21 protein-coding genes and 1 tRNA gene are annotated in these 21,750 nt (G+C 68.8%); 7 read left to right on the top strand and 15 right to left on the bottom strand.

The window, feature by feature from the left end; genetic code table 11:
- Positions 1–41: 41 nt before the first annotated feature.
- The 6 genes from JFC09_RS11740 to JFC09_RS16485 all read right to left on the bottom strand — a co-directional run bounded on the left by JFC09_RS11740 (position 42) and on the right by JFC09_RS16485 (position 6,160).
- On the bottom strand, positions 42–992 hold the full coding sequence (locus JFC09_RS11740; RefSeq protein ID WP_198394217.1) for an ABC transporter permease: 951 nt from the start codon (positions 990–992) through the stop codon (positions 42–44).
- Positions 989–2,443 carry an ABC transporter substrate-binding protein gene (locus JFC09_RS11735; RefSeq protein WP_232483494.1) on the bottom strand — a complete coding sequence of 485 codons (1,455 nt, stop codon included), beginning with the start codon at positions 2,441–2,443 and terminating at the stop codon, positions 989–991. The genes JFC09_RS11740 and JFC09_RS11735 overlap by 4 nt, the downstream gene beginning before the upstream one ends.
- Before the next feature lie 221 nt (positions 2,444–2,664).
- Positions 2,665–3,150: a thioesterase family protein gene (locus JFC09_RS11730; protein WP_198394215.1), complete on the bottom strand. Its 486-nt coding sequence runs from the start codon at positions 3,148–3,150 to the stop codon at positions 2,665–2,667.
- A complete protein-coding gene (locus JFC09_RS11725; protein WP_198394214.1) occupies positions 3,147–4,163 on the bottom strand; it encodes a 3-hydroxyacyl-CoA dehydrogenase NAD-binding domain-containing protein in 1,017 nt (338 codons plus the stop codon). The genes JFC09_RS11730 and JFC09_RS11725 overlap by 4 nt, the downstream gene beginning before the upstream one ends.
- Positions 4,164–4,166: 3 nt before the next feature.
- Positions 4,167–5,105 carry a BKACE family enzyme gene (locus JFC09_RS11720; protein ID WP_198394213.1) on the bottom strand — a complete coding sequence of 313 codons (939 nt, stop codon included), beginning with the start codon at positions 5,103–5,105 and terminating at the stop codon, positions 4,167–4,169.
- Positions 5,102–6,160, bottom strand: coding sequence for a TetR family transcriptional regulator C-terminal domain-containing protein (locus JFC09_RS16485; protein ID WP_198394212.1), 1,059 nt, complete (start codon positions 6,158–6,160; stop codon positions 5,102–5,104). Before JFC09_RS16485 ends, JFC09_RS11720 begins: the two co-directional genes overlap by 4 nt.
- Positions 6,161–6,524: 364 nt before the next feature.
- Between JFC09_RS16485 and JFC09_RS11710 the strand changes: the two genes are divergently transcribed.
- The 3 genes from JFC09_RS11710 (at position 6,525) to JFC09_RS11700 (ending at position 7,437) form a co-directional block, all read left to right on the top strand.
- Positions 6,525–6,962: a DMT family transporter gene (locus JFC09_RS11710; protein ID WP_332839750.1), complete on the top strand. Its 438-nt coding sequence runs from the start codon at positions 6,525–6,527 to the stop codon at positions 6,960–6,962.
- Positions 6,959–7,276 carry a DMT family transporter gene (locus tag JFC09_RS11705; protein WP_198394211.1) on the top strand — a complete coding sequence of 106 codons (318 nt, stop codon included), beginning with the start codon at positions 6,959–6,961 and terminating at the stop codon, positions 7,274–7,276. Before JFC09_RS11710 ends, JFC09_RS11705 begins: the two co-directional genes overlap by 4 nt.
- A gap of 87 nt (positions 7,277–7,363) precedes the next feature.
- Positions 7,364–7,437 (top strand) — tRNA-Cys (locus JFC09_RS11700).
- Between the two features lie 516 nt (positions 7,438–7,953).
- Here JFC09_RS11700 and JFC09_RS11695 read toward each other — a convergent pair.
- Entirely contained in the window at positions 7,954–9,423 is a 1,470-nt protein-coding gene (locus JFC09_RS11695) for an amidase (RefSeq protein WP_198394210.1), read from the bottom strand.
- 80 nt (positions 9,424–9,503) lie between these two features.
- On the bottom strand, positions 9,504–10,733 hold the full coding sequence (locus tag JFC09_RS11690) for an amidohydrolase (RefSeq protein ID WP_198394209.1): 1,230 nt from the start codon (positions 10,731–10,733) through the stop codon (positions 9,504–9,506).
- A gap of 219 nt (positions 10,734–10,952) precedes the next feature.
- On the opposite strand from JFC09_RS11690, the gene JFC09_RS11685 reads away from it, so the two are divergent.
- Positions 10,953–11,294: a hypothetical protein gene (locus tag JFC09_RS11685; protein ID WP_198394208.1), complete on the top strand. Its 342-nt coding sequence runs from the start codon at positions 10,953–10,955 to the stop codon at positions 11,292–11,294.
- A gap of 61 nt (positions 11,295–11,355) precedes the next feature.
- Here the strand turns inward: JFC09_RS11685 and JFC09_RS11680 are convergent, their stop codons facing one another.
- A complete protein-coding gene (locus JFC09_RS11680) occupies positions 11,356–11,811 on the bottom strand; it encodes an NUDIX hydrolase (protein ID WP_198394207.1) in 456 nt (151 codons plus the stop codon).
- A gap of 261 nt (positions 11,812–12,072) precedes the next feature.
- Between JFC09_RS11680 and JFC09_RS11675 the strand changes: the two genes are divergently transcribed.
- Positions 12,073–13,035, top strand: coding sequence for a DUF805 domain-containing protein (locus JFC09_RS11675; protein ID WP_198394206.1), 963 nt, complete (start codon positions 12,073–12,075; stop codon positions 13,033–13,035).
- 190 nt (positions 13,036–13,225) lie between these two features.
- Here the strand turns inward: JFC09_RS11675 and JFC09_RS11670 are convergent, their stop codons facing one another.
- Positions 13,226–14,608 carry an NAD-dependent succinate-semialdehyde dehydrogenase gene (locus JFC09_RS11670; protein WP_198394205.1) on the bottom strand — a complete coding sequence of 461 codons (1,383 nt, stop codon included), beginning with the start codon at positions 14,606–14,608 and terminating at the stop codon, positions 13,226–13,228.
- Between the two features lie 171 nt (positions 14,609–14,779).
- On the opposite strand from JFC09_RS11670, the gene JFC09_RS11665 reads away from it, so the two are divergent.
- Positions 14,780–15,133 (top strand): nuclear transport factor 2 family protein, encoded by a 354-nt coding sequence (locus JFC09_RS11665; protein WP_198394204.1) that lies wholly within the window; start codon positions 14,780–14,782, stop codon positions 15,131–15,133.
- Between the two features lie 127 nt (positions 15,134–15,260).
- Here JFC09_RS11665 and JFC09_RS11660 read toward each other — a convergent pair whose 3' ends face one another.
- Positions 15,261–16,181 (bottom strand): 3-hydroxyacyl-CoA dehydrogenase NAD-binding domain-containing protein, encoded by a 921-nt coding sequence (locus JFC09_RS11660; RefSeq protein ID WP_198394203.1) that lies wholly within the window; start codon positions 16,179–16,181, stop codon positions 15,261–15,263.
- A gap of 121 nt (positions 16,182–16,302) precedes the next feature.
- Here JFC09_RS11660 and JFC09_RS11655 point away from each other — a divergent pair, with 121 nt between their 5' ends.
- Positions 16,303–17,199, top strand: a complete 897-nt coding sequence (locus tag JFC09_RS11655) for a hypothetical protein (RefSeq protein ID WP_198394202.1) — start codon at positions 16,303–16,305, stop codon at positions 17,197–17,199.
- Positions 17,200–17,499: 300 nt separating this feature from the next.
- Here JFC09_RS11655 and JFC09_RS11650 read toward each other — a convergent pair whose 3' ends face one another.
- The 4 genes from JFC09_RS11650 to JFC09_RS11635 all read right to left on the bottom strand — a co-directional run bounded on the left by JFC09_RS11650 (position 17,500) and on the right by JFC09_RS11635 (position 21,685).
- A complete protein-coding gene (locus tag JFC09_RS11650) occupies positions 17,500–17,994 on the bottom strand; it encodes a GyrI-like domain-containing protein (protein WP_332839749.1) in 495 nt (164 codons plus the stop codon).
- Positions 17,995–18,146: 152 nt separating this feature from the next.
- The gene (locus JFC09_RS11645) at positions 18,147–19,787 is read right to left on the bottom strand and encodes a long-chain-fatty-acid--CoA ligase (protein ID WP_198394200.1); all 1,641 of its coding nucleotides are present in this window, start codon (positions 19,785–19,787) and stop codon (positions 18,147–18,149) included.
- A gap of 93 nt (positions 19,788–19,880) precedes the next feature.
- The gene (locus JFC09_RS11640; protein ID WP_198394199.1) at positions 19,881–20,693 is read right to left on the bottom strand and encodes an SDR family NAD(P)-dependent oxidoreductase; all 813 of its coding nucleotides are present in this window, start codon (positions 20,691–20,693) and stop codon (positions 19,881–19,883) included.
- Positions 20,694–20,695: 2 nt separating this feature from the next.
- Positions 20,696–21,685 carry an NADPH:quinone oxidoreductase family protein gene (locus JFC09_RS11635; protein ID WP_198394198.1) on the bottom strand — a complete coding sequence of 330 codons (990 nt, stop codon included), beginning with the start codon at positions 21,683–21,685 and terminating at the stop codon, positions 20,696–20,698.
- Positions 21,686–21,750: the final 65 nt, after the last annotated feature.

Raw genomic sequence — 21,750 nt, 5'->3', positions numbered from 1 at the left:
CGCCCCGGCGCCGCCCAGCCCGCCTGACAGAGTGTTCTCGCTCATGCTGCGCTCCTCAGCTTCGGGTTGGCCATGATGCCGACGATGTCCGCCAGCAGGTTCACGACCACGTAGACGACTGCGACGATCATCGACACGGCCTGCACGACCTGCACGTCGCGGAAGGTCACGGCGTCGATGAGTGCCTGGCCGATGCCCGGGTAGCGGAAGAGGAACTCCACGACCACGACACCGCCGGCCAGCCATGCCAGCTGGATCGCGATGACCTGCGCGACCGGGCCGATCGCGTGCGGCACCGCGTGGCGCAGGATGACCTGGCGTTCGGGGACGCCCTTGAGCCGGGCCATCTCCACGTAGCCGGAGTCCAGCACGTCGATCATCGTCGCGCGCATCATGCGGGCGATGTAGGGCGCGACGACCAGCGCCAGGGTGATCGTCGGCAGGATCAGCTGCGACGGGATCGTCCACACGGGGGTGCCCGGTGGAGCCATCGTCACAGCAGGCAGGATCTGGACGACGGAGGTCGCGAAGATCGTCACGAGCGCGATGCCGATGACGAATTCGGGCAGCGCGGCGAGCGTGAGGCTCACCCACGTGACCGACTTGTCGCGCTTGCCGCCGCGGTGCAGGGCGGACCAGATGCCGAAGCCCAGTCCCAGCGGGATGGACACGATTGCGGCGAGCACCATGAGCACGAGGCTCGCGCTGATGCGGTCTCCCAGCAGCTCGCTCACGGGACCGCCGAACGAGGTGGACGTGCCGAAGTCACCCATGAACAGTCCGCCCAGCCACAGGAAGTAGCGGACGACTGCGGGCTGGTCGAGGTTGAGCTGAGAGCTGAGCGCTGCGACGCGCTCGGGGGTCGCCTGCTGTCCCAGGATCGCCCGGGCGGGGTCGCCGGGAAGCAACAGCGTCGCGGCGAAGACCAGGATGGACACTGCGAGCAGGATGAAGACCGACAGGACGAGCCTGCGGACGACGAGTTTCATCATGATGCGATCTCTCCCATCCAGTTGCGGCGGAACGTGTAGCCGGACAGAGGCAGACCTGTCGAGTTCTCCACGAACCCGCCCACGTAGTTCTGATACGCGTCCACCTGATTGCCGAAGCCCCAGATGATGTACCCGCCTTCTTCGTAGAGCTGGTGCTGCGCTTGCCGGATGAGCTCGCCCCGCGCCGTGGGGTTCAATTCGCGGCGGATCCGGTTGATCCGGTCGTCGAACTCTTCGTCGATGTACTGGGTCTCGTTGAGGTGCGCCTGCTCAGTCACACAGGAAACCGCTTGGGGAACGAAGTTGCGGGTGTACCAGAAGCTCTGCGCGAAGTCCCACTGGAGATAGTTCTCACCGAAGAACGTCGTGGTGTCCACTCGCCGGATGTCCACCGTGATCCCGGCGGCACTGGCCTGCTCGGCGAAGACCTGCGCTGCTTCGACAGCGCCGGACTGGATGGGAGCGGTGACGAGTTCGACGGTGAGGCCATCGGGATACCCTGCCTCCGCCAGCAGCCGCTTCGCCTCCTCGATGTCCTGCTCGCGCTGCGGCAGGTCGTCCGGGTAGTCGGGGTCCATGACGGAGAACATGTCGTTGCCCACGGAGCCGAAGCCGGAGAACACCTGTTCGATCATTCCCTCGCGATCGACCGCGAGCCGCATCGCCTGCCGTACGCGGACGTCGTCGAAGGGCTCTTTGTCGACGCGCATCGTGAACGGCAACCACATGCCGGTCTCCGAATTGAGGATGTTCATCCGCTCGTCCGCACCGATCACGTCGACCAGGGCCAACGGGATCTGACCGACGCAGTCCACCTGGCTGGACAGCAGCGCGTTGATGACAGCGTCCGTATCCGTGAAATTCAGCAGATGCAGTTCGTCCAGGTACGGGCCTTCGTCCCAGTAGTCGTGGTTCGCCTCGAGCACCGCGGACTGGCCCGGGTCGAATGACTTCAGCTTGAATGGCCCCGTGCCGATCGGCTTCTCCGGGTCGTAGCCGCGCGGCACCACACCGTTCGCGTACTGGCCGACTGAATCGTCCAGCACACTGTTGGCTTCGTTGAGTCGGAACTCGACCGTGTGGTCGTCGATCGCGACCACTTCATCAAGCATGACGAGACCCGCCGCACCCGATTTCGGGTCGTCGGGGTCGGTGATCCGCTCGAATGTGTGGACGACGTCGTCGGCCGTGAGCGGCTTCCCGTCGTGGAAGACGACGCCCTGGCGCAGCTTCGCTGTCCACACGGTCGCATCATCGTTCGGTTCGAAGGTCTCCGCCAACCGGTACTCGAGCTGGTAGTCGTCACCACGGATCAGCAGCGTGTCGTAGATGTTGAGGACGCGGGCGGAGTCGCCGGAGTTCACCGGGATGTGTGCGTCGACGGTGTCTGCCGACGACCCGCCGGTCAGTCCGACCCGCAGCACCCCTCCGTCCCGCGGTCCTCCGCTCATGTCGACCTGCGCAGCGGGGCTGCCCCCGCATGCGGCAAGAAGGCTCAGGGAGCCCACTCCGACAGAACCTCCCAGGAGCCTCCTTCGGGTGAGCGCACTGCTCACCCTGGGCGATCTGGATCGGATTCTCATCGTGTCTTCCCTTTCGTTTCCTCCGCGCAGCGTGCGCGCATGCAGTGTCGGTGGGCCGCCATCGGCCCACTCGTGTCGTGTCAGCGGTGTCAGACCCGGACGGACCTCCCGACCCATGCGGGCGGCTCCACCCGGTGCTCCGCCGCCGAGGCGCGGGTCGCCTCCGGCAGGACCGTCGCCCGGCCGTCCCCCTGGTCGACGTGGATCCCGAGGATCTCCTCTGTCGCGACCAGGTCGTCGCCCACGTACATCTCGTGGGCGAGGTGCAGCTTCTTCTCCGCGTCGCCCACGAGCAGGGTGCGCACGCTCAGGCGCGCGTCACCGTCCACCTCTTGGAGGTAGCGGACGTGTGCTTCGACGGTGTAGAGCGAGCAGCCGGTCGTCTCGCGGTAGTCGGCGCCCAGCCCCAGGACGTCCATCGCGGTGTCCGTCGCGAACCCGAACACCAGGACGTAGTAGGCCTCGGACAGGTGCCCGTTGTAGTCGATCCAGTCCTCGCGGACCGGAGTCTGATACGTGGAGAGCGTCGTGGTCTCCGAGGGTTTCGTGGTCTCCGACGGTGTCGAGTCGCTCATGCGGCGCTCCCGTCCGACTGCGCGCCGGTTCCGTCGCGCTCGACGGCGCCGGGGAGGGTCGAGCGCAGCTCGCCCACCAGCCGGCGGATGTCGATGATCGCCGCATCACGGGCGGTGACGAGGTCCTGGAAGGACCGGCCGTCCGCTTCGTCGTCGCACCCCGCGACCACGGCGTCACGCAGCTGCTGGGTGAGTTCCGGGGCGTCGAGTCGCGTCCACGGCGACAGAAGCGACGGACCGAAGTGGTCGAGCATGTGGGCCATGCCGCCTTCGCCTCCGGCCAGCGCGAACGTGAGCATCGGCCCCTGGATCGGCCAGCGCAGACCCGGCCCGTCCGTGATGGCACGGTCGATCTGCTCGACCGTCGCCTCCCCCTCGTTCACCATGTGCAGCGCCTCGCGCCACAGCGCCTCCTGCAGGCGGTTCGCGATGAAGCCGGGGACCTCGCGGTCCATCTTGATGACGGACTTCCCGATGAACCGGAACCAGTCAGCGGCCCAGTCGACGGCCTCGGGCGCGGTGCGCTCACCACCGACGACCTCGACGAGAGGGATGAGGTACGGCGGGTTGAAGGGGTGCCCCACCACCAGACGGTCGGCCAGCCCCTCCTCCGCGGCGAGCGCAGCCATGTCCGTCATCGGGTAGCCGGAGGTCGACGAGGAGATGACCACGTCCTCGGCTGCGGCCCGGGCGACCCCAGCAAGAAGCTCCTGCTTCATCGTGAGGTCCTCCGGAGCGGACTCCTGGACGAAGCCAGCGCCGTCCAGCGCCTCGGCGAGGTCCGTGTGGATGCTCCACGCATCCTTGTCCGCGCCGTCGGCCAGGCCCAGGCGGGTGAGCGCCGGCCAAGCCGTCTCGATGAGGCGGCTCAGCTTCTCAGCGGCGACGGGGCTGGGGTCCCAGACACGGACCCGCAGGCCGCGGGCCAGGAAGTAGGCGACCCAGCCGCCGCCGATCGTGCCCGCGCCCACGCAGGCGACGGTGTCGATCGAGTCGATAGGGCGAAGCTGCATGTCTCAGGCCTCCTGGGCGAGTGCGGGGTGGGTGGCGTGTGCGCTGGCGCGCTTGTCGACCTCGACCGGCAGGCCGAGCATCTGACGCGCCTCGTCCGGTGTGGCGACAGCCGCACCCATGTTCTCGATGATGCTCGCGGCACGCTCCGTCAGCTGCGCGTTCGTGGCCTTCACACCCCTCGACAGGTAGAGGTTGTCCTCCAGCCCCACACGCACGTGACCACCGGCCAGCACCGCCTGCGCGACCCACGGCAGCTGGTTGCGGCCGATCGCGAACGCCGTGAACTCTGCCGTCTTCGGCAGCATGTTCACCATCGCGGTGAGCAGGCCCGTGTCCACCGGGGCGCCATACGGGATGCCCTGGCACAGCTGGTAGAACGGCGGATCGTCCAGCAGACCCTCTTCGTACATGACGTTCGCGAACCACAGGTTGCCGGTGTCGAAGATCTCCAGCTCCGGCTTCACACCCAGCTCACGGATGCGTGCCGCACCGGCGCGCATCATGTCCGGGGTGGAGATGTACGTGTTCGACCCCTCACCGAAGTTGAGGGTGCCGCAGTCCAGCGTGCAGATCTCTGGGCGCAGGACCTCCACGTGCTTGAGGCGCTCCGCCTGGCTCACCAGGTCGGTGCCCTCGAGCTGCCGCGTGGGCTCCTCCGGGTCGACGACCAGGTCGCCGCCCATGCCGGCCGTCATGTTGATGACGGGATCGACGTCGGAGGCGCGGATGAGACGCGCGACCTCCGCGTAGAGCTCCGTGTCCCGCGAACCCTGCTTGGTCTGCGGGTCACGGACGTGGATGTGGATGATCGACGCCCCGGCCCGCGCCGCAGCGATGCCCGAATCGGCGATCTCCTGCGGAGTGACGGGAACGTGCTCGCTCCTGCCGGCGGTGTCGCCGGCGCCTGTGAGGGCACACGTGAGGATGACATGACGGTTCATGGCGAAGTCCTTTCAAGCTGGTCGCCGGCGGCACTGCCACCGGCACGGGGTGTTGCGATGTCGTGGGGTTCGGGTACGTCGTCGTGCGGTTCTGCTGGGTCGTGGCGTCCTGGTGGGCCGTGGCGTCCTGGTGGGTCGTGCGATTCAGCTGGGTCGTGGCGTCCTGGTGGGCCGTGCGGTTCAGCGACGAGGTGGTCGTCGATGTGGTCGAGGACAGTAGCGCGCATGTCCGCCGAGGACAGCAGCCCCGACAGGACGCGGATGCCCAGTCCGTCGATGAGACCCGTGAGGGTCAGCACCGTCGACTCCAGCGGCATCGGACGGAACGCTCCCGCCTCGATGCACTCCGCGACGACGTCGCGGACGGTCCGCTCCCAGCGGCTGTAGCTGTTCGCGTGTTCCGCCTGAGCGGCCTCACTGGTCGCGGCCGCCGCCCACATCTGGACCCAGATGGACCACTCCTTGCGCTCGACCTCCGCATGCGGCATCTGCATCTGCACGAGCGCCCGCAGCCGTTCGACCGGGTCAGCGATCTCACCCAGTTCGGCCAGCTGGCGGTCGTACGCGAGTTTGACGCTGTAGCGCATGGATTCGACGAAGATCTCCCACTTGCTGGTGAAGTGGTAGTTCACGGCAGGTGCGGACACGTCCGCGGCCTGCGCGATGTCGGCCATGCGCACGTGGTCGTAGCCGCGTTCGGCGAAGAGGTTCCAGGCCTCCTCGATGATGCGGCGGCGCCTCAGCCCGCGATCCGCCGGAGCGTTCGGCACCTTGGCGGGCAGAGCGGCCGCCGCCGGCGCCGCGGTGAGCTCCCCGTCCGAATCCGTGCCGGTGAGCAGCCAGCTCACCGTCACACCCGTGACGGTCGCGAAGGTGAAGAGCTCGTCCGGCTGGAACCTGCGCGCACCGGACAGGGACTTCGACAGTTTCGTCTCGTCCATGCCGATCGCACGGGCGACGTCCCGCTGGGCCATGCCGGAACCCTGCACGGCCGTGCGGAAGCGTGCGGACAGTTCAGGTGCCCGGATCACCGGTGCCACTCGCCGCGTTTTCACGCTCTCCTGATCGTCCACAACACTCGAGCGTACGGGCGTCTTGCGCCAATCGCAAGTCACTAATTCAGGTTCAGGTCACATCGCAAGTTCCGCGCAGCCCGATCATTCCCTGTGAATCCGCTGGTCACCCTGCCGATACTCAGAAGTAGCTTCAGCCCTCTTCGCCAGTGGATCTCACCGCCCGGCGACGAGGTCCCCACACCCGCCACCTACGTCCGCGTACAGGGCCGCTCCACGCGCTTGGACCGGTCCTGTACGCGGACGTAGGTACCAGACACCGGTGAGCGGGCGCCGCTCGGCTGACTTTGCTGGGCAGGCGCCGGTGGGCAGGCGTTGCTGGGCAGGCATCGCTAGGCTGGAACGCATGCCCTTCCCCCCTCTGAGCGCCCGGATGCGGGGTGCCCTGCTCCTGCTGGGAGCGATCATCGCCGAGGTCTCCGGATCCCTCTCCCTCAAGGGTGCCCTCGAGGTCCCCGCGCTCTACGCCGTGGTCGCCGTGGGCTACACCGGGGCCTTCACGCTGCTCGCCCTCGTCCTGCGCACGGGCATGCCACTGGGCGTCGCCTACGGAGTGTGGGCGGCGTCCGGAGTCGCGCTCACCGCGCTCCTGTCACTCGTGCTGTTCGACGAACCGCTCACACCGGTCATGGGGCTGGGGATCATCGTCGTCATGGCCGGTGTGCTGTGCGTCGAGGTCGGGTCGCAGGCAGCGCAGCGGCGGACAGGCGCACAGTGCCGACAGGACGCCGAGGGCGAAGCCGCCGTACGTCCAGACCCCACGACCGGGGAGGGTTCCTCATGACAGCGTGGCTGTTCCTCATCGGCGCGATCGTGTGCGAGGTGTCCGGCACTCTGAGCCTGCGCCTCGCGATGGAGAAGAAGCGCTGGTACGCGGGAGTGGTGGGCGGTTACACGGCCGCTTTCATGCTGCTGGCGCTCACACTGGTCCACGGCATGCCACTGGGGGTCGCGTACGGCATCTGGGCCGCCGTGGGCGTGGCCCTCACCGCAGTGCTGAGCACACTTCTCTTCCGCGAACCCCTCACCTGGCTCATGGGCCTGGGCATCGTCCTCATCGCAGGCGGCGTACTCCTCATCGAGGTCGGCAGCCTCTGAGAGGACTGCCATAGCCCCTGTCTGCCTGTTCACGCGGGGTGGGGGCTCCCGTCGTCAGGGCATCTGCCATGATGGAAGAGCATTCGCGGTGGGGTGACCGAATGGCTAGGTCACGGCTTGCAACGTCGTGCATGCAGGTTCGAATCCTGCCCCCACCTCCACCGGCCGGACCTGCGCCCACCCCCACGGCCTCTGTCCTCCCACCCATGGTCCACGGGCGTCCTCCCATAGTTCACGGGCGTCCTACCACCCATGGCTCACGCTCAGTCCGCCATCGAGTGAGTTCGAATCGTCCCTGCTGACCGCACAGCGGGCCGAATTCAACTCACTCGCCGCAGCCAGCGCGCGGGCGTCCTACCACCCATGGCTCACGCACGCTCCACCACCGAGTGAGTTCGAATCGTCCCTGCTGACCGCACAGCGGGCCGAATTCAACTCACTCGCCGCAGCCAGCGCGCGGGCGTCCTACCACCCATGGCTCACGCACGCTCCACCACCGAGTGAGTTCGAATCGTCCCTGCTGACCGCACAGCGGGCCGAATTCAACTCACTCGCCGCAGCCAGCGCGCGCCCGTCTCCACAGGCAGGGCCCGCACCCTCCTCCACAGGCCGGGCCGGGCTCCTCCTCCACCGGCCGGACCTGCGCCCACCTCCGCAGGCGGGGGCTGCCCCCGCCCTTACAGGCTGGGCCTGCGCAGGTGGTGCTCGGTGAGCTCCTCGAACGCCTGGGCCGCCAGCAGCAGCTCCACGTCCTTCCCGGGCGCCGCCACGAGCTGCACTCCCACCGGCAGCCCGTCGCGGGTGAACCCGGCAGGCACGGACACGGACGGGCAGCCGGTCGCAGAAATGATCGTCGCGGCCCGCATCCATTCGAGGTAGTCGTCCATCGGCTCCCCGTCGATGTCCGTCGGGTACTCGAGGTCCTTGTCGAACGGGGCCACCTGGCTGGCGGTGAGCACCAGCAGGTCGTGGTGGGCGAAGTACGTCTCGATCGCGCCCTGCAGGCGACCGCGTGCCGCCTCTGCGGACACGAGTTCGTCCACGGTGAGGTTGAGCCCCATCTCCGTGTTCCAGACGACGGCCTCCTTCACGCGGTCCGGGTTGTCCCGCACGGTGGTGCCGTAGGTCGCCGCGAAGTCGTAGGCGCGGGTGACGCGGAAGACTTCGTCCGCGTCCCTGAGATCCGGCACCAGGCCGTCGACGTGACCGCCACCGATGGTGAGGGAGTCCGCGGTGCGGTCGACGACCTCGGCGACGGCGGACTCGACCCGGATGAGACCGCCCAGGTCCGTCGAGAAGCCGATCCGCATGCCCCGCAGTCCCGCCCCGGGACGGTGGTCGTAGGGGTAGCGGAACTCCGGACGGTCGAACACGGAGCCCGGCTCCTGCAGGGAGGCCGGTGCCCCCGCCGTCGGACCGCAGCCCGCGGACATGAGCAGGGCGACGTCCGCCACCGTGCGCGCCATGAAGCCGGACTGTCCCAGCCACGCCCACGGCCTGCCGGGCAGCGCGTGCGGGATCCGCCCGTTGGTCGGCCGCATGCCGACGATGTTGTTGAACGACCCGGGGGTGCGCAGCGATCCGCCCATGTCGGAACCGTCGCCGGACGCCTGGACGCCCGCCGCGATCGCAGCCGCGGCGCCACCGGACGACCCGGCGGCGGACTTCGTCGTGTCGTACGGGTTCACGGTCGTGCCGAACAGCGGGTTGTACGTGTGCGAGCCGGCCGCGAACTCTGGCACGTTCGACTTGCCGGTCGTCACAACACCCGCCGCGCGGAGGCGGGCGATGACGAGCGCGTCGCGGATCGGCACGTTGTCGGCCAGCAGCGGCGAGCCGTACGTCGTGCGCATGCCCGCCGTGTCGTGCGTGTCCTTGTGGGTCATGGGCACGCCGTGCAGCGGTGTCAGGCGCTCACCCCGGGCGTAGGCGCGGTCCGCGGCGTCCGCTTCCGCGTAGGCGCGGTCGTCGTCGCGGGTGACGACGGCGTTGAGGGTGGAGTTCACCGCGTCCAGCCGCGCCAGGTGGTCGGCCAGCGCTTCCCGCGCGGACACCTGCCCGGACGCGATCTTCGACGCCAGCTGGCGCGTGCTCAGCCACGTGAGCTCGGATTCGTAGGCGGACCCCGCCGCCGAGGTGTCGGTCACCGACGACCCGATCACGCCGTCCGCGGATGGCGCGGATCCGACGGCCGGTTGGGAGCGAGGCGCCTGCGGCGCGCCGCCCGTCACTTCCCCACCCGCGTGAACAGGGCGGTGAGACCCGCGCGGACTCCAGTGGTCAGTGTCGTGGGGACGTCGTCGGGGCCGAAGAACGGCGAGTGGTTCCCACCGGGAACGCCCCTCTCCACGGTCTGTTCGGCGTATCCGCCGAAGAACCAGTAGACGCCGGGCACCCCCAGCGAATCCGCGAAGACACCGAAGTCCTCGCTGCCCGTCACGGCTGCTGTCTGCCTCACGTGGTCCTCTCCCAGTTCTGCGGTGAGCGCGGCGAGGATCGCCTGCGCCTCCGTCTCGTCGTTGAAGCAGCGGGGGAAGCGGTACATCTCGTCGATGTCCGGTTCCGGCGCGCCCGCGGCCTGCGCCTCACCGCTGATGATGCGGCGGACGGCGGTGAGCACGCGCTCCCGCACGTCCGTTTCGAAGGTGCGGATGTTAAGCTCGAAGACCGCCCTCGCGGGGATGATGTTCTCCTTCGTCCCCGCGTGGAACGTCCCGACGGTGAGCACCGCCATGTCGGATCCCGCGATCTCCCGGGACACGACGGTCTGGAGGCGGGTGACCATGGAGGCGCCCAGCACGATCGGGTCGATCGCGTTCTCCGGCTGCGAACCGTGCGCCTGCCTGCCGTGGACCGTCACGCGCAGGGAGTCCGCCATCGCCATCGCGGTGCCGACCGCCAGGTTGACGGTGCCCGCCACCCCCGGCCACACGTGCTGGCCGTAGACCGCCTCCGGGTTCGGCACGCGGTCCCACAGGCCGTCCTCCACCATGGCGACGGCTCCGGCCGCGGTCTCCTCGCCGGGCTGGAACAGCATGACGACGGTGCCGGCCCACGCCTCGCGATGAGTGGTGAGGAGGCGGGCGATCTCCAGGCCCGCGCTGATGTGCGTGTCGTGCCCGCAGCCGTGCATGACCGGGGTGACCGTGCCGTCGGGCAGCGTTCCCGTGGCGGTCGAGGCGTAGTCCAGGCCGGTCGCCTCTTCGATCGGGAGCCCGTCGGTGTCCGCGCGGAACGCGACGACGGGGCCGTCACCGTTCTCGATGACAGCGACGACACCGGTGCCGCCCACGCTCACCGGCTCCAGGCCGTACGACTGCAGGTGGGAGGTGATCGCCTCCGCGGTGCGGTGCTCCTGCATCGACAGTTCCGGGGTGGCGTGGAACTCGCGGTAGAGCCCGACGAGCGTGTCGAGGCCCTCCTCGAGGCTCGCGGTGATCTCGGAGGGAAGACCCATGCTGTTCCTTTCATACCGATGCCGGTCGCGCCGTGATCACCGCAGATGCACTGCGCGCCGTCACGAGACCCCTCTCACGGTAACGCGAATCGCAAGGATTCGACAGGACTGTCCGCGCCCACCTGTTGCCAACCCGTCACACGCCCGGCACATCGCCCACACACGGCCGGGATGGAATGGAGGACACCACCGCACCCGAGGGACGAGGAGAGGCGATCCGTGCAGCCCTACCGCCACCCGCACGGCCCCCACCCGTCGGCAGACGACGGACGGCCCGTCGACCTGTACGGCCTGCCGGTGCTGCCGCCGGATGAGCCGGTCCCCCGGCCCGCTCCCTGGCGGCCCGCCTCCCCCACACCCCGTCGCCGAGGCCCCCACGACTCCGAAGACCGCGTCCCCTTCCCGGACCGCCGCGTGCCTGCCCGTGCCCGAGTCGTTGACCGCCGTGTGCCTGCCCGTACCCGAATCGTGTGGCTGGGAGTGGCGGGAGGGGTGGTGGTGACGGCGGCCTCGGCGGCGGTGGGGGCGATGGCGGCCCAAGCGGTCGCCGGCCTGCTCTGACCACAGGGCGGAGCGGGCAGGAGTGTGGTCGGGCGTGGGAGCCGGCCCGGGGGGCAGCAGGTCAGGCGGTGCGCAGCGTGAGCGCGGGGACGACCGCGTGCCGGGTGAGCGGCGCGATCGTGAGTCCGGGCGAATCGTCCGGCAGCGCGTCCGGGGCGAACCACGCGACCGATTCGATCTCCGCCTGCGGCGCGATGCCGTCGAAGTCGAAGCCGGCAGGCATCCCCCGGTGGACGAAGACGTCGCCGCACACGCGGTGACCCGCTTCGTTCGCGGCGGGCGCCTCGAACGTGCCGAGCTCCTCGAGGTCCGCACGAGCGACGCGGAGACCCAACTCCTCCGCGACCTCACGGATGATCGTGTCGACCGGGGTCTCCCCCGCCTCCGGCTTGCCGCCGGGCAGCATGTACGCCGTCGTCCCCCGCTTCCGCACCATGAGCATCGCGTCATCCCGCAGCAGCACGAGCGCACTCACCCGGATGGCAGGGGTACCAGGGTCGCGTTCAGGGATCGACATGCCGGCGGGCCGTCCTCACATCGTCGGGAACTGTTCCGTGTCTCGGAGCAGACCGTCTCCCCATGGCGGATGATGCGGATCTGCAACGCGTTCACCATAGGGGTTCTGCGGACCCCTCGCTATTGTGGGAGGAGAACGCCACATCACAGAGCCGCTCACATCAGCGGTAGTGTGGCGCACCGTGAGCAGAGCGCCCCCAAGCGGCCCTGCAGCACGTCGCCTCTGCAGCACGCACGCGCATCCACGATCTGGGAGAGAACAATGACCAACGGCAATCCTCCGACAGACCCGGCGCAGGGCGGGCAGAGCCCGTACGGATCGGGACCCTACGGCTCCGGCCCCTACTCCGGGGCGCCGCAGCAGGGAAGCGGACAGCCGCCCTACGGCCAGCAGCCCTACGGCCAGCAGCCGGGCCAGCAGCCCTACGGCTCGCAACAGCCCCCGCAGTACGGATCCCCGCAGAGCGGATCCCCCTACGGTTCGCCGCAGACCGGCTCCCCACACCTCGCGCCCCAGGGCGGCGCGGCACCGTACGGGTCGCAGCAGGGCGGCGCAGCACCGTACGGCGCAGGCGACCCCGGTGCCACCCCCTACGGCGCACCCCAGGACGGGACCCCGTACGGCGCTCCCCCACAGGCAGGATCCCCCTACGGCGGCGCCTACGGTGCACCGATGGGCGCGGCCTCGACGACGACCGTCGTGCCCGACGGCCCGCAGGCCCTGGGCCCCGACGGGGAGCCGGCGCTCAGCCAGCCCCTCTACGGTGCGACCTTCATGCAGGCGACGAAGCGGTTCTTCAAGAAGTACGCGCGCTTCTCCGGCTACGCCTCGCTGAGCGAGTACTGGTGGTCGTACCTCGCGTACAGCCTCATCATGATCGTCGCATCGATCCCGTTGATCATCGGCTACGTCATGCTGATCGCGAGCGTCGCCACGATGGACCCCTACGCGTCCTCCGCACCCTCCGGCATGGGAGCCGCAGGAGTGATCGCGCTGATCGGCGGCATCCTGATGCTCGTCGTCTCCCTCGCCCTCATCGTGCCCAGCCTGTCCGCCCAGGCGCGACGTCTGCACGATGCCGGCTACCCGGCGACGCTCCTGCTGATCCACCTCGCCAACCTCATCACCGGTGGCCTCGGATCGCTCGTGGTCCTCATCTTCATGTTCCTGCCGACGAAGGTCGAAGCACGCAGGCCCGAATGGGACGACGTCAGGGGTGACTGACTTCGCACCACACTGCGCGTGATTCACGAAACCGCGCGCGGTTCGCAGACGTCTCCACGAAGACCGTCTCCACGAAGACCGTCTCCACGAAGACCGTCTCCACGAGCAGCAGGGCCCCGGATCATCCGATCCGGGGCCCTGCTGCTGTGCGATGTCAGTTGCGCGATATCAGCTGTGCGTCAACTGCTGGTCAGCTCTTCTTCTTGAAGATCAGCTGCTTGTTGACGAACTCGTCCATCGCCAGCGGCCCCAGCTCACGTCCCACGCCGGAACGCTTCACACCACCGAACGGCAGGTACTCACGCGAACCCTCCGGCGAGTTCAGGAACACCATGCCCGCCTCGATCTTCGACCCCACACGCTCCGCACGCTCCAGATCATCCGAGAACACCGCAGAACCCAGACCGAACGGGGTATCGTTCGCAAGCTTCACGGCCTCCTCGTCACTGCCGACCTTGAACAGCATGAACGCCGGACCGAACAGCTCCTCGTGATAGCCGCGCATCCCCGGCTTCACACCCTCGAACACGACAGGCTGCACATAGGAGCCCGGGGTGTCGTAGTGCTCACCACCGGCCAGCACCGTCGCGCCACCGGCCTTCACCGCATCGACCTGCTCCATGAACCGCTCACGCGCCGCAGGCGAGGACAGCGGCGACAGACCCGTGTCACCGGCCGTCGGATCAGCCGGGATCGCGGACTTCGCAAGGCTCGTGAGCTCTTCACGGAACTCGTCGTAGATGTCGTCCATGACGATCATCCGCTTGGGCGAGTTGCACGCCTGACCCGTGTTGCCCATCCGCGCCTGGAAGAACGTCTTCGCAGACTTCTTCACATCGGAGGAATCCAGCAGGACGTACGGGTCCGACCCGCCCATCTCCAGCACGACCTTCTTGAGGTTCTTGCCCGCCTCCGCAGCCACAGCGGAACCGGCACGCTCCGAACCCGTCACGGACACGCCCTGGTTCAGAGGCGAGGGCAGGATGATGTCCGCGACCTGCTCGTTCGTCGCGTAGATGTTGATGTACGCGTCCTTCGGCACACCCGCCTCATGGAAGATCTCCTCCATCACGGCCGAGGACTTCGGATCCTGCGGAGCGTGCTTGAGCAGGATCGTGTTGCCCAGCGCCAGGTTCGGCGCCGCGAAGCGGGCCACCTGGTAGTAGGGGAAGTTCCAGGGCATGATGCCCAGCAGCGAGCCGACCGGCCGACGACGCACGAACGCCTCTTCGTCCTCGCTGGTGCCGCGCAGCTGCTCGTCCTCCATGAACTTCGCCGCGTGGTCCGCGAAGTAGCGGTAGATCAGCTGGCACAGCTTGATCTCGCCCTTCGCCTCCGGGATGGCCTTGCCCATCTCCATGTTGATGATCTCTGCGAGCTCATCCGCCCGCTCGCCGTAGATGTCGGCAACCTTCGTAAGAATCGCCGCGCGCTCTTCGACCGTGGTCTCCGACCACGAGCTGAACGCCGCCGCGCTGCGCTCCTGTGCATCGACGATCTGCTCGTCGGTAGCGGTGGGATATGTCTCCACGACTTCGCCGGTTGCCGGGTTGAGGACCTGATAGATCGACATTGACTGCTCCTCTTCGTGGGGTACGAGCACAATCGGCGAAAACGCCGACTAGTGTGGTTCCCACGTTAGGCGGGTCACACGCGCGTGGCAAAAGGCACTGTCTGAATATGGACGCCTGTCTCGCCGCGATGATCCGGCACCCGCCCTGCACCCCACGACCGCGGAGGACACATGTCACGCACCGAAGATCTGGCACGCCACTACTACACGGTCGTCGATTCCGGCGACGCAGATGCGACGGTGGCGCTGTTCGCCCCGGACGCCACGTACGACCGTCCCGGCTATGACACGCTCACCGGTCCGCAGGTCGGCGAGTTCTACCGCGGGGAGCGCGTCATCGTGTCCGGCGCGCACACGGTCACGGAGATCGTCGCCGACGGGCGGCGGGCGGCGATCCGCGGCACGTTCGACGGTGAGCTGAAGGACGGGTCGACCGCCCATGAGGGCTTCGCGGATTTCATGGAGTTCGACGACCAGGACCGCATCAGCCGGCGCACCACCTACTTCTACCGCGCGGCGGTCTGACCCGCACTCCGGGCCCGGATCATCGCCTGCGAGAGTTTCTCGGACGACTCCGGGAGACGTCGGGGGACGCCGGAGGGGCGTCCCCCGGTTCAGCGCCTGTGCCCCGGGTCAGCGCCTGCGCTTCGGTTCACTCGCCGCGGCTCCTCAGCCGGAGGATCTCCTCCTGCACCCGGTCGCGCTCACGCGCGATCTCCGGGCTGGGCGGCAGGCCGTACGCGTCGTCGGCCTGGTCGAAGACGTCCGCCATCCCCGCCTCCGACAGGTCCGGCTCGTGGAGATCGATCTGCGCGAACGACGGACCGATGTGCCGCATGAAGCCGCGCAGGCCGTCCGCTCCCCCTCCCAGGTGCATCCCCTCGAGCGGCCCCACGGCGGCCCACCGCAGTCCCAGTGACCGCTTCACGACGTCGTCGAACCCCGCCGCGTCGATGACCCCGCTCTGCACCAGGTGGACCGCCTCCCGCAGGATCGCGTTCTGCAGGCGATTGCCCACGAACCCGCGGGTCTCCCGTGCGAGCGCCACGGGCTCGCGTCCGTAGGCGCGGTAGACCTCCAGCGCCCGGTCGACGGACTCCTGTGCCGTCCGCTCTCCCGGCACCACCTCGACGAGAGGCATGATGTGCGGCGGGTTGAACGGGTGACCGATGAGCATGCGCGCAGCGGCGTCGTCGTCCAACCGTCCCGCGATCCGCGTCGGCAGGATCGCGGACGAGGAGGAGACCAGCAGGGCGTCGCCGGCCGCGGCCTCGGCGAGCTCCACGAAGAGGGAGGCTTTCGCCTCCGGATCCTCCGGACCGCTCTCCTGCACGAAAGCGGCATCCAGTGCGGCCTCGGCGGCGGATCCTGCGACGTCGACCGCGTCCGGGCTCACCCCGGCGGATGCGACGACGGCGCTCAACGCCTCGGCAAGATCCGGCCGGGGATCGTACACGGTGACGTGCGAACCGTGGGTGGCGAAGAGCCGCACCCACGACAGTCCGATCGTGCCGGCTCCGATGACGGCCACACGGACGGGGGCAGAGGCTGCTGTCGATGCGGTGTCGTCCATGCACCCACAGTACGACGACGGGGCCGCCCCGATTGTGTCCCGCGCACACACAGCGCGCTCACCGGCAGGTCCGTGTCCACAGGGCACTGCCGCCGCCTGCGGTCGGTGGCACAATGGGGTCATGGAGACGCACGCCACACCCTCGCAGGAGCTCCTCATCGCGGCGGAGAACCAGCTGCGGGAGGCCCTCGACAGCGCGCAGATCGACGTGCGGATCATCGACTCCGCACAGGCCGCGGCGGACGCCTCCCTGCTGCTGGACGAGGTGTGGAGCGTGACGGGGTCCGGAACCACGGTGCTGGAACCCAGCCTCTTCATCGCACTCGCCCACGCGAAGAACTACACCGCGGCGGCGTACGACCGGGCAAGCGGCGACATGCTGGGCGTGACCGTCGGGTTCTTCGCCGCACCCGTCGGGAAGTCGATGCACTCCCACGTCGCGGGTGTCCGCCACGAGGCGGTGGGCCGCGGCATCGGTGCGGCGATGAAGCTGCACCAGCGCCTGTGGTGCCTGGAGCGCGGACTCACCCACATGACGTGGACCTTCGACCCGCTGGTCGCCCGGAACGCCTACTTCAACATCGCGCGCCTGGGGGCACTGCCGGTCGAGTACCACGCGGACTTCTACGGGCAGATGCGCGACGGGGTGAACGCCGGGCAGGCCTCCGACCGTGTCTTCGTCGAATGGGACCTCACCGCACCCGCACCGGCGTCACGCCCCTCCCACGAGCACGCATCACGCGACGGGGACGGCACACCGGCGACGGACCCCGAAGACGCAGTGCCTGCAGTGCGGATCGATCCCAGCGGCAGGCCCCTCGAACTCGACGTCCCCCGGGAGGCGGACCTCGTGTGCATCGAGATGCCCAGCGACATCGAGACGCTGCGCGGAACGGACCCGGAACTCGCCGGCCTCTGGCGGGAAGCGGTGCGCAGAGCGTTCGTCGAACTGCTGGACGACGGGTGGAAGGTCACCGGGTTCCGCCGCAGCGGCGCCTACCTCCTCACCCACCCCTGAGGGTGTCCCTCGCCAGTGGGGGCTTACCTCCCCCTGAGGGTGTCCCGCACCAGTGGGGGTGTCCCGCACCGGTGGGGGCTTCCCGCGCCTCTGAGGACTTCCTTCACCCGTGAGGGTGTCCCGCACCCCTGACGCCCCGAACGGGGGTTCGGGTTCCCGGCGCTCAACGCGTAAGAGTGCACGGTCCGTGCGCAGTTGAGGGCCGGGTTCGCCGAGTGAGTGCAAAATGGCCCGGATCGGCACCCACAGGGCCGAATCGCACTCACTCGAGGTCAGCCCCACCAGGTCTGCGGACGCTCGTCAGTCCGCCAACGAGATGAAGAGGTCCGTGCGCAGGTCCGCAGGGTCCATGTCCGGGTGTGGTTCGGTCGTGTAGACCTCCCAGAACGGCATCGCGACAGTCACGCCCTGAACCTCGAGGGCACCCAGGAACGTCTGCCACGCATCCCCCAGCCCGTCGTAGCCGCCCAGGTGCGCAGCGGTCGCGATCCGTCCGCCCGGCAGAGCGGACGACTGCGCGACGAGGGCGAAGGACGTGCCACCGGGCACCTCGATCGCGCCGAGGTCCACCGCACCTTCCAGCACGCGGTCCACCGGGATGCCCACCTCGAGGTCGGCCGTCTCCCCCGGGATCCCCGTGTACAGGGCGAACGCCGCCCCGACCGGCTGCGCGCCTGCCTGCCCCAGCGCGGGGAACAGACGGGTGAACACACCGTCGAACAGGATCGGCATGTGCGCGGTGGGGAAGCCCTCCACCCGCACCACCGCGGTGACCTGCTCCAAGGCATCGGTCACCGCGGGCTGGGAAGGCGTCGGGACGTCGCCGGATGCCCCAGGACCCGACGCCCCGGGACCCGACATCCCAGGACCCGACGCCCCGGGACTGGAAGGCGTCGGGACCTCGCCCGACGCCCCGGGGCCCACCGGAGTGGGGGTGTCCCCACTCATCACGCGTCCTCGCCCAGGTGCTGGGTGCGCAGCACCTTCTTGTCGAGCTTGCCGACGGAGGTGCGGGGCAGCTCTGCGACGAATTCGACGACGTCCGGCAGCTGCCACTTCGCGAACTTCGTGAGCAGCCCCTCACGGAGGTCGTCCGCGGTCGCCGTCTCACCGTCGCGCAGCACGACGTAGGCGACGGGCCTCTCGTCCCACTTCTCGTCCGGCACCGCGATGACCGCGGCTTCGTAGACCCGCGAGTCGTCCATGATGGCGTTCTCCATGTCGATGGAGGAGATCCATTCGCCGCCGGACTTGATGACGTCCTTGAGCCGGTCCGTGAGCTTCACGTATCCGGACTCGTTGATGACCGCGACGTCGCCGGAGCGCCACCAGTCGCCGTCGAACCGCTCCGCGTTGTCGTCCAGCTTGTGGTAGGCCGTCGCGATCCAGGGGCCGCGGATCAGCAGCTCGCCCATCGAGCTCCCGTCGCGGGGCAGCTCTTCGCCGCTGGGATCGACGACCTTCACCTCGACACCGGCGACCGGCACGCCCTGCGAGCGCTTGAGGTCCCACTGCGCGTCCTCGTCCAGTTCGCCCAGCTCCGGCTTGATCTGCCAGTTGACGGTCACGACGGGGGTGGTCTCCGACGCGCCGTAGGCGTGGATGACCTCTGCACCGGTGAGGTCGCGGAAGCCCTTCATGAGGGACACGGGCGGTTCCGTCGAACCGCTCACCAGACGTGCGCGGGACAGGTCCGGCGTCTCGTCCTGGGCGCGGATGTACTCGAGGAGCCCCGCGAAGATGGCCGGCGCACCGTTGGCGACCGTCACCTCCTCGTCGACGAACGCCTTGGCGATCGCACCCATGTCGTCGGCGGAGAACCGTCCCGGCAGCACGACCTTCGCCCCGGTCCCCGCCGCAGCCTGCGGGAATCCCCACGACAGGACGTGGAACATCGGGGTGATCGGCATGATGACGTCCGTGTAGCCGACCTTGAGGCCCGCCGTGATCGCCATCGTGTGCAGGTAGGACGCGCGGTTCGAGTAGTACACGCCCTTCGGCTTGCCGGTCGTGCCCGTCGTGTAGCCGGCGTACGCCGCGGTGGTCTCCTCGACCTGCTCGAAGTCGTACTCGTCCGGCTGATCGCTCATGAGGTCTTCGAGGAACACGACGTTCTCGAGCGTCGTCTCGATCTGCGACGACGGAGTGTCGGCGGCGACGATCCACTGCTTCACGTAGGAGCCTGCCGCCAGCTTCTCCGCGATCGGCAGGAGTGATTCGTCGACGACCACGTACTGCGTCTGCGAGTGGTTGACGACGTACCCCAGGTCGGCCTCGCCCAGGCGCAGGTTGAGCTGCACCATCGTCGCGCCCAGCCCGGGCACGGCGTAGTACAGCTCGAAGTGCCGCCGCGAGTTCCAGTCGAGCACGCCCACGGTGTTCCCGGGCCCCACCCCCAGGGAGGACAGGGCGTGTGCCATGCGGGACACGCGGCGCCATTCCTCCGCGTAGGTGCTGCGGCCCCACTCACCGTCGGACCGGCGGTGGACGACCTCCGTCCGCGGGAAGTTCACTGCGGCATGACGCAGCAGTGAGAGGACGTTGAGCTGGTAGTCGTCGCCCATCGTGGACGGGATACCTCGAAGCATGGGCACCTCCGGTGAGTGCGTGAGAAGCGGGAACAGAACGCGCGTGTGAGACCGGCCCGTCTGTGAGGCCGGTCTCACACGCGCGGATGTGACTCAGAATACGGTGTAACCGCCGTCGATCACCAACTGCTGCCCGTTGACGAACGAGGAGCCGTCCCCGGTGAGGAACACGGCCGCCTGTTCGAAGTCGTCCGGTGTGCCCCAGGTGCGGAACGGGACGCGGGAGATCACCTTGTCGGTGAACTTCTGGCTGTTCACGGAGTTCTGCGTCATCTCCGTCTCGATCCAGCCGGGGAGGATCGCGTTCGTGCGGATCCCCTCCCGCGCGTACTCGGTAGCGAGCCCGCGCATGATCGACAGGACCGCTCCCTTCGTCGCCCCGTAGAGGGTGTTCCGGGTGGGCGCCTCGATGCCTGCCAGCGAGGACACGAGGACGAGCGATCCGCCCTCACCCTGCTCCATGAGCTGCCGCACCGCTGCCTGGCAGCTGAGGATGACGCCCTCGACGTTGACACCGGAGACGCGCCGCCAGTCGTCGATCGACAGTTCGTGCAGGCGGCCGTAGGCGCCGGACACGCCCGCGTTCGCGATGAGCGTGTCGAGCCGGCCGAACCGCTCGAGGGTCTGGGCCATCGCCCGCGTCACGTCCTCCTCCTGGGACACGTCCGCGGCGAAGGCTGCGGCCTCGCCCCCGCCCAGCGCCTGCAGCTCGTCGACCGCGGCGGCGTTGACGGTCTCGTTGCGTCCCCACACGGCGACGGAGGCGCCGGCCTTGACGAGGCCGCGGGCCATGCCCAGCCCGATCCCCCGGTTGCCGCCGGTGACGACGACGACCTTGCCGGTGAGGTCGGAACCCGCCGCGCCCGAGGTCCCGGTCACCTCTGCCGGTCCGTGTCCGTCCGTCATCGTCAGGCCTCCTTCTTCACTTCGAGGAGCACCTTGCCGCGCACGGCGCGGGTCTCCAGCTGCTTGATCGCCTCGCCCGCCTCCTCCAGCGAGTAGGTCCCGTGGATGACGGGGTCGAGCTTGCCGGCGACGAGGTGGTCCCACATCGCCTCCCACTGGCGGGCGATGAGACCGCGGTCCTTCGCGAACGCAGCACCCCAGCCCACGCCGGCCACGCCGACGTTGTTGAGCAGGAGCCGGTTGACCTTCACCTGCGGGATGTCACCGGCGGTGAAGCCCAGCACCAGCACGGTGCCGAAGGTGGAGAGGCAGCGCAGCGAATCTGTGAAGCGGTCCCCGTCCTTCGGGTTGCCCACCGGGTCCGCGACGAGGTCGACGCCGCCCGGCGCGATCTCCTTCACCGCGTCCTTGAAGCCATCGCTCATGACGGCGTGGGCGGCACCGAGCGAGCGGACGGTCTCCGCCTTCTCCTCCGTGGAGACGACGCCGATGACCGTCGCGCCCATCGCGACGGCGACCTGGACGAGTGCGGTGCCCAGACCTCCGGCGGCACCGTGGACCAGGACGGTCTGGCCCGCTTCCAGCCGCCCGCGCACGCGCAGCGCGAAGTCGGCGGTGAGGAGGTTCATGGGCATGCCCGCAGCGGCGGACAGCGACACGGAGTCGGGGAGCTTCACGGTGGCGTTCGCGGGTGCGGTCATCACCTCGGCGAATGCGCCCTTGCCCGCGATGGTGGCGACACGGTCGCCCACCGCGAACCCGGTGACGGACTCACCGATCGCGGCCACGACGCCGGCGGCTTCGGAGCCCAGCGTGAACGGGAGGTCGTGCTTGACCTGGTAGAGGCCTCGGGACTGGAGCAGTTCCGGGAAGGTGACGCCGGCGTAGGCGACGTCTATGAGGACCTCGTCCGGTCCGGGAACGGGTGTGTCGATGTCTGCGACGGACAGTGAGTCCGGTCCTTCGAGCACGGTGACCTGTACGGCTTTCATGATGTCCCTTCGTTGCGGATAGTGCTGTGCGGATGGAGCTGTGCGGATGGAGCTCTCTGCGTGGA

Origin of the sequence: Brevibacterium yomogidense (assembly GCF_016107685.1) — a bacterium.
Taxonomy (GTDB): domain Bacteria; phylum Actinomycetota; class Actinomycetes; order Actinomycetales; family Brevibacteriaceae; genus Brevibacterium; species Brevibacterium yomogidense.
Note: the sequence above shows the minus strand (reverse complement) of the source record. Positions and strands in the feature narration are given on the sequence as shown.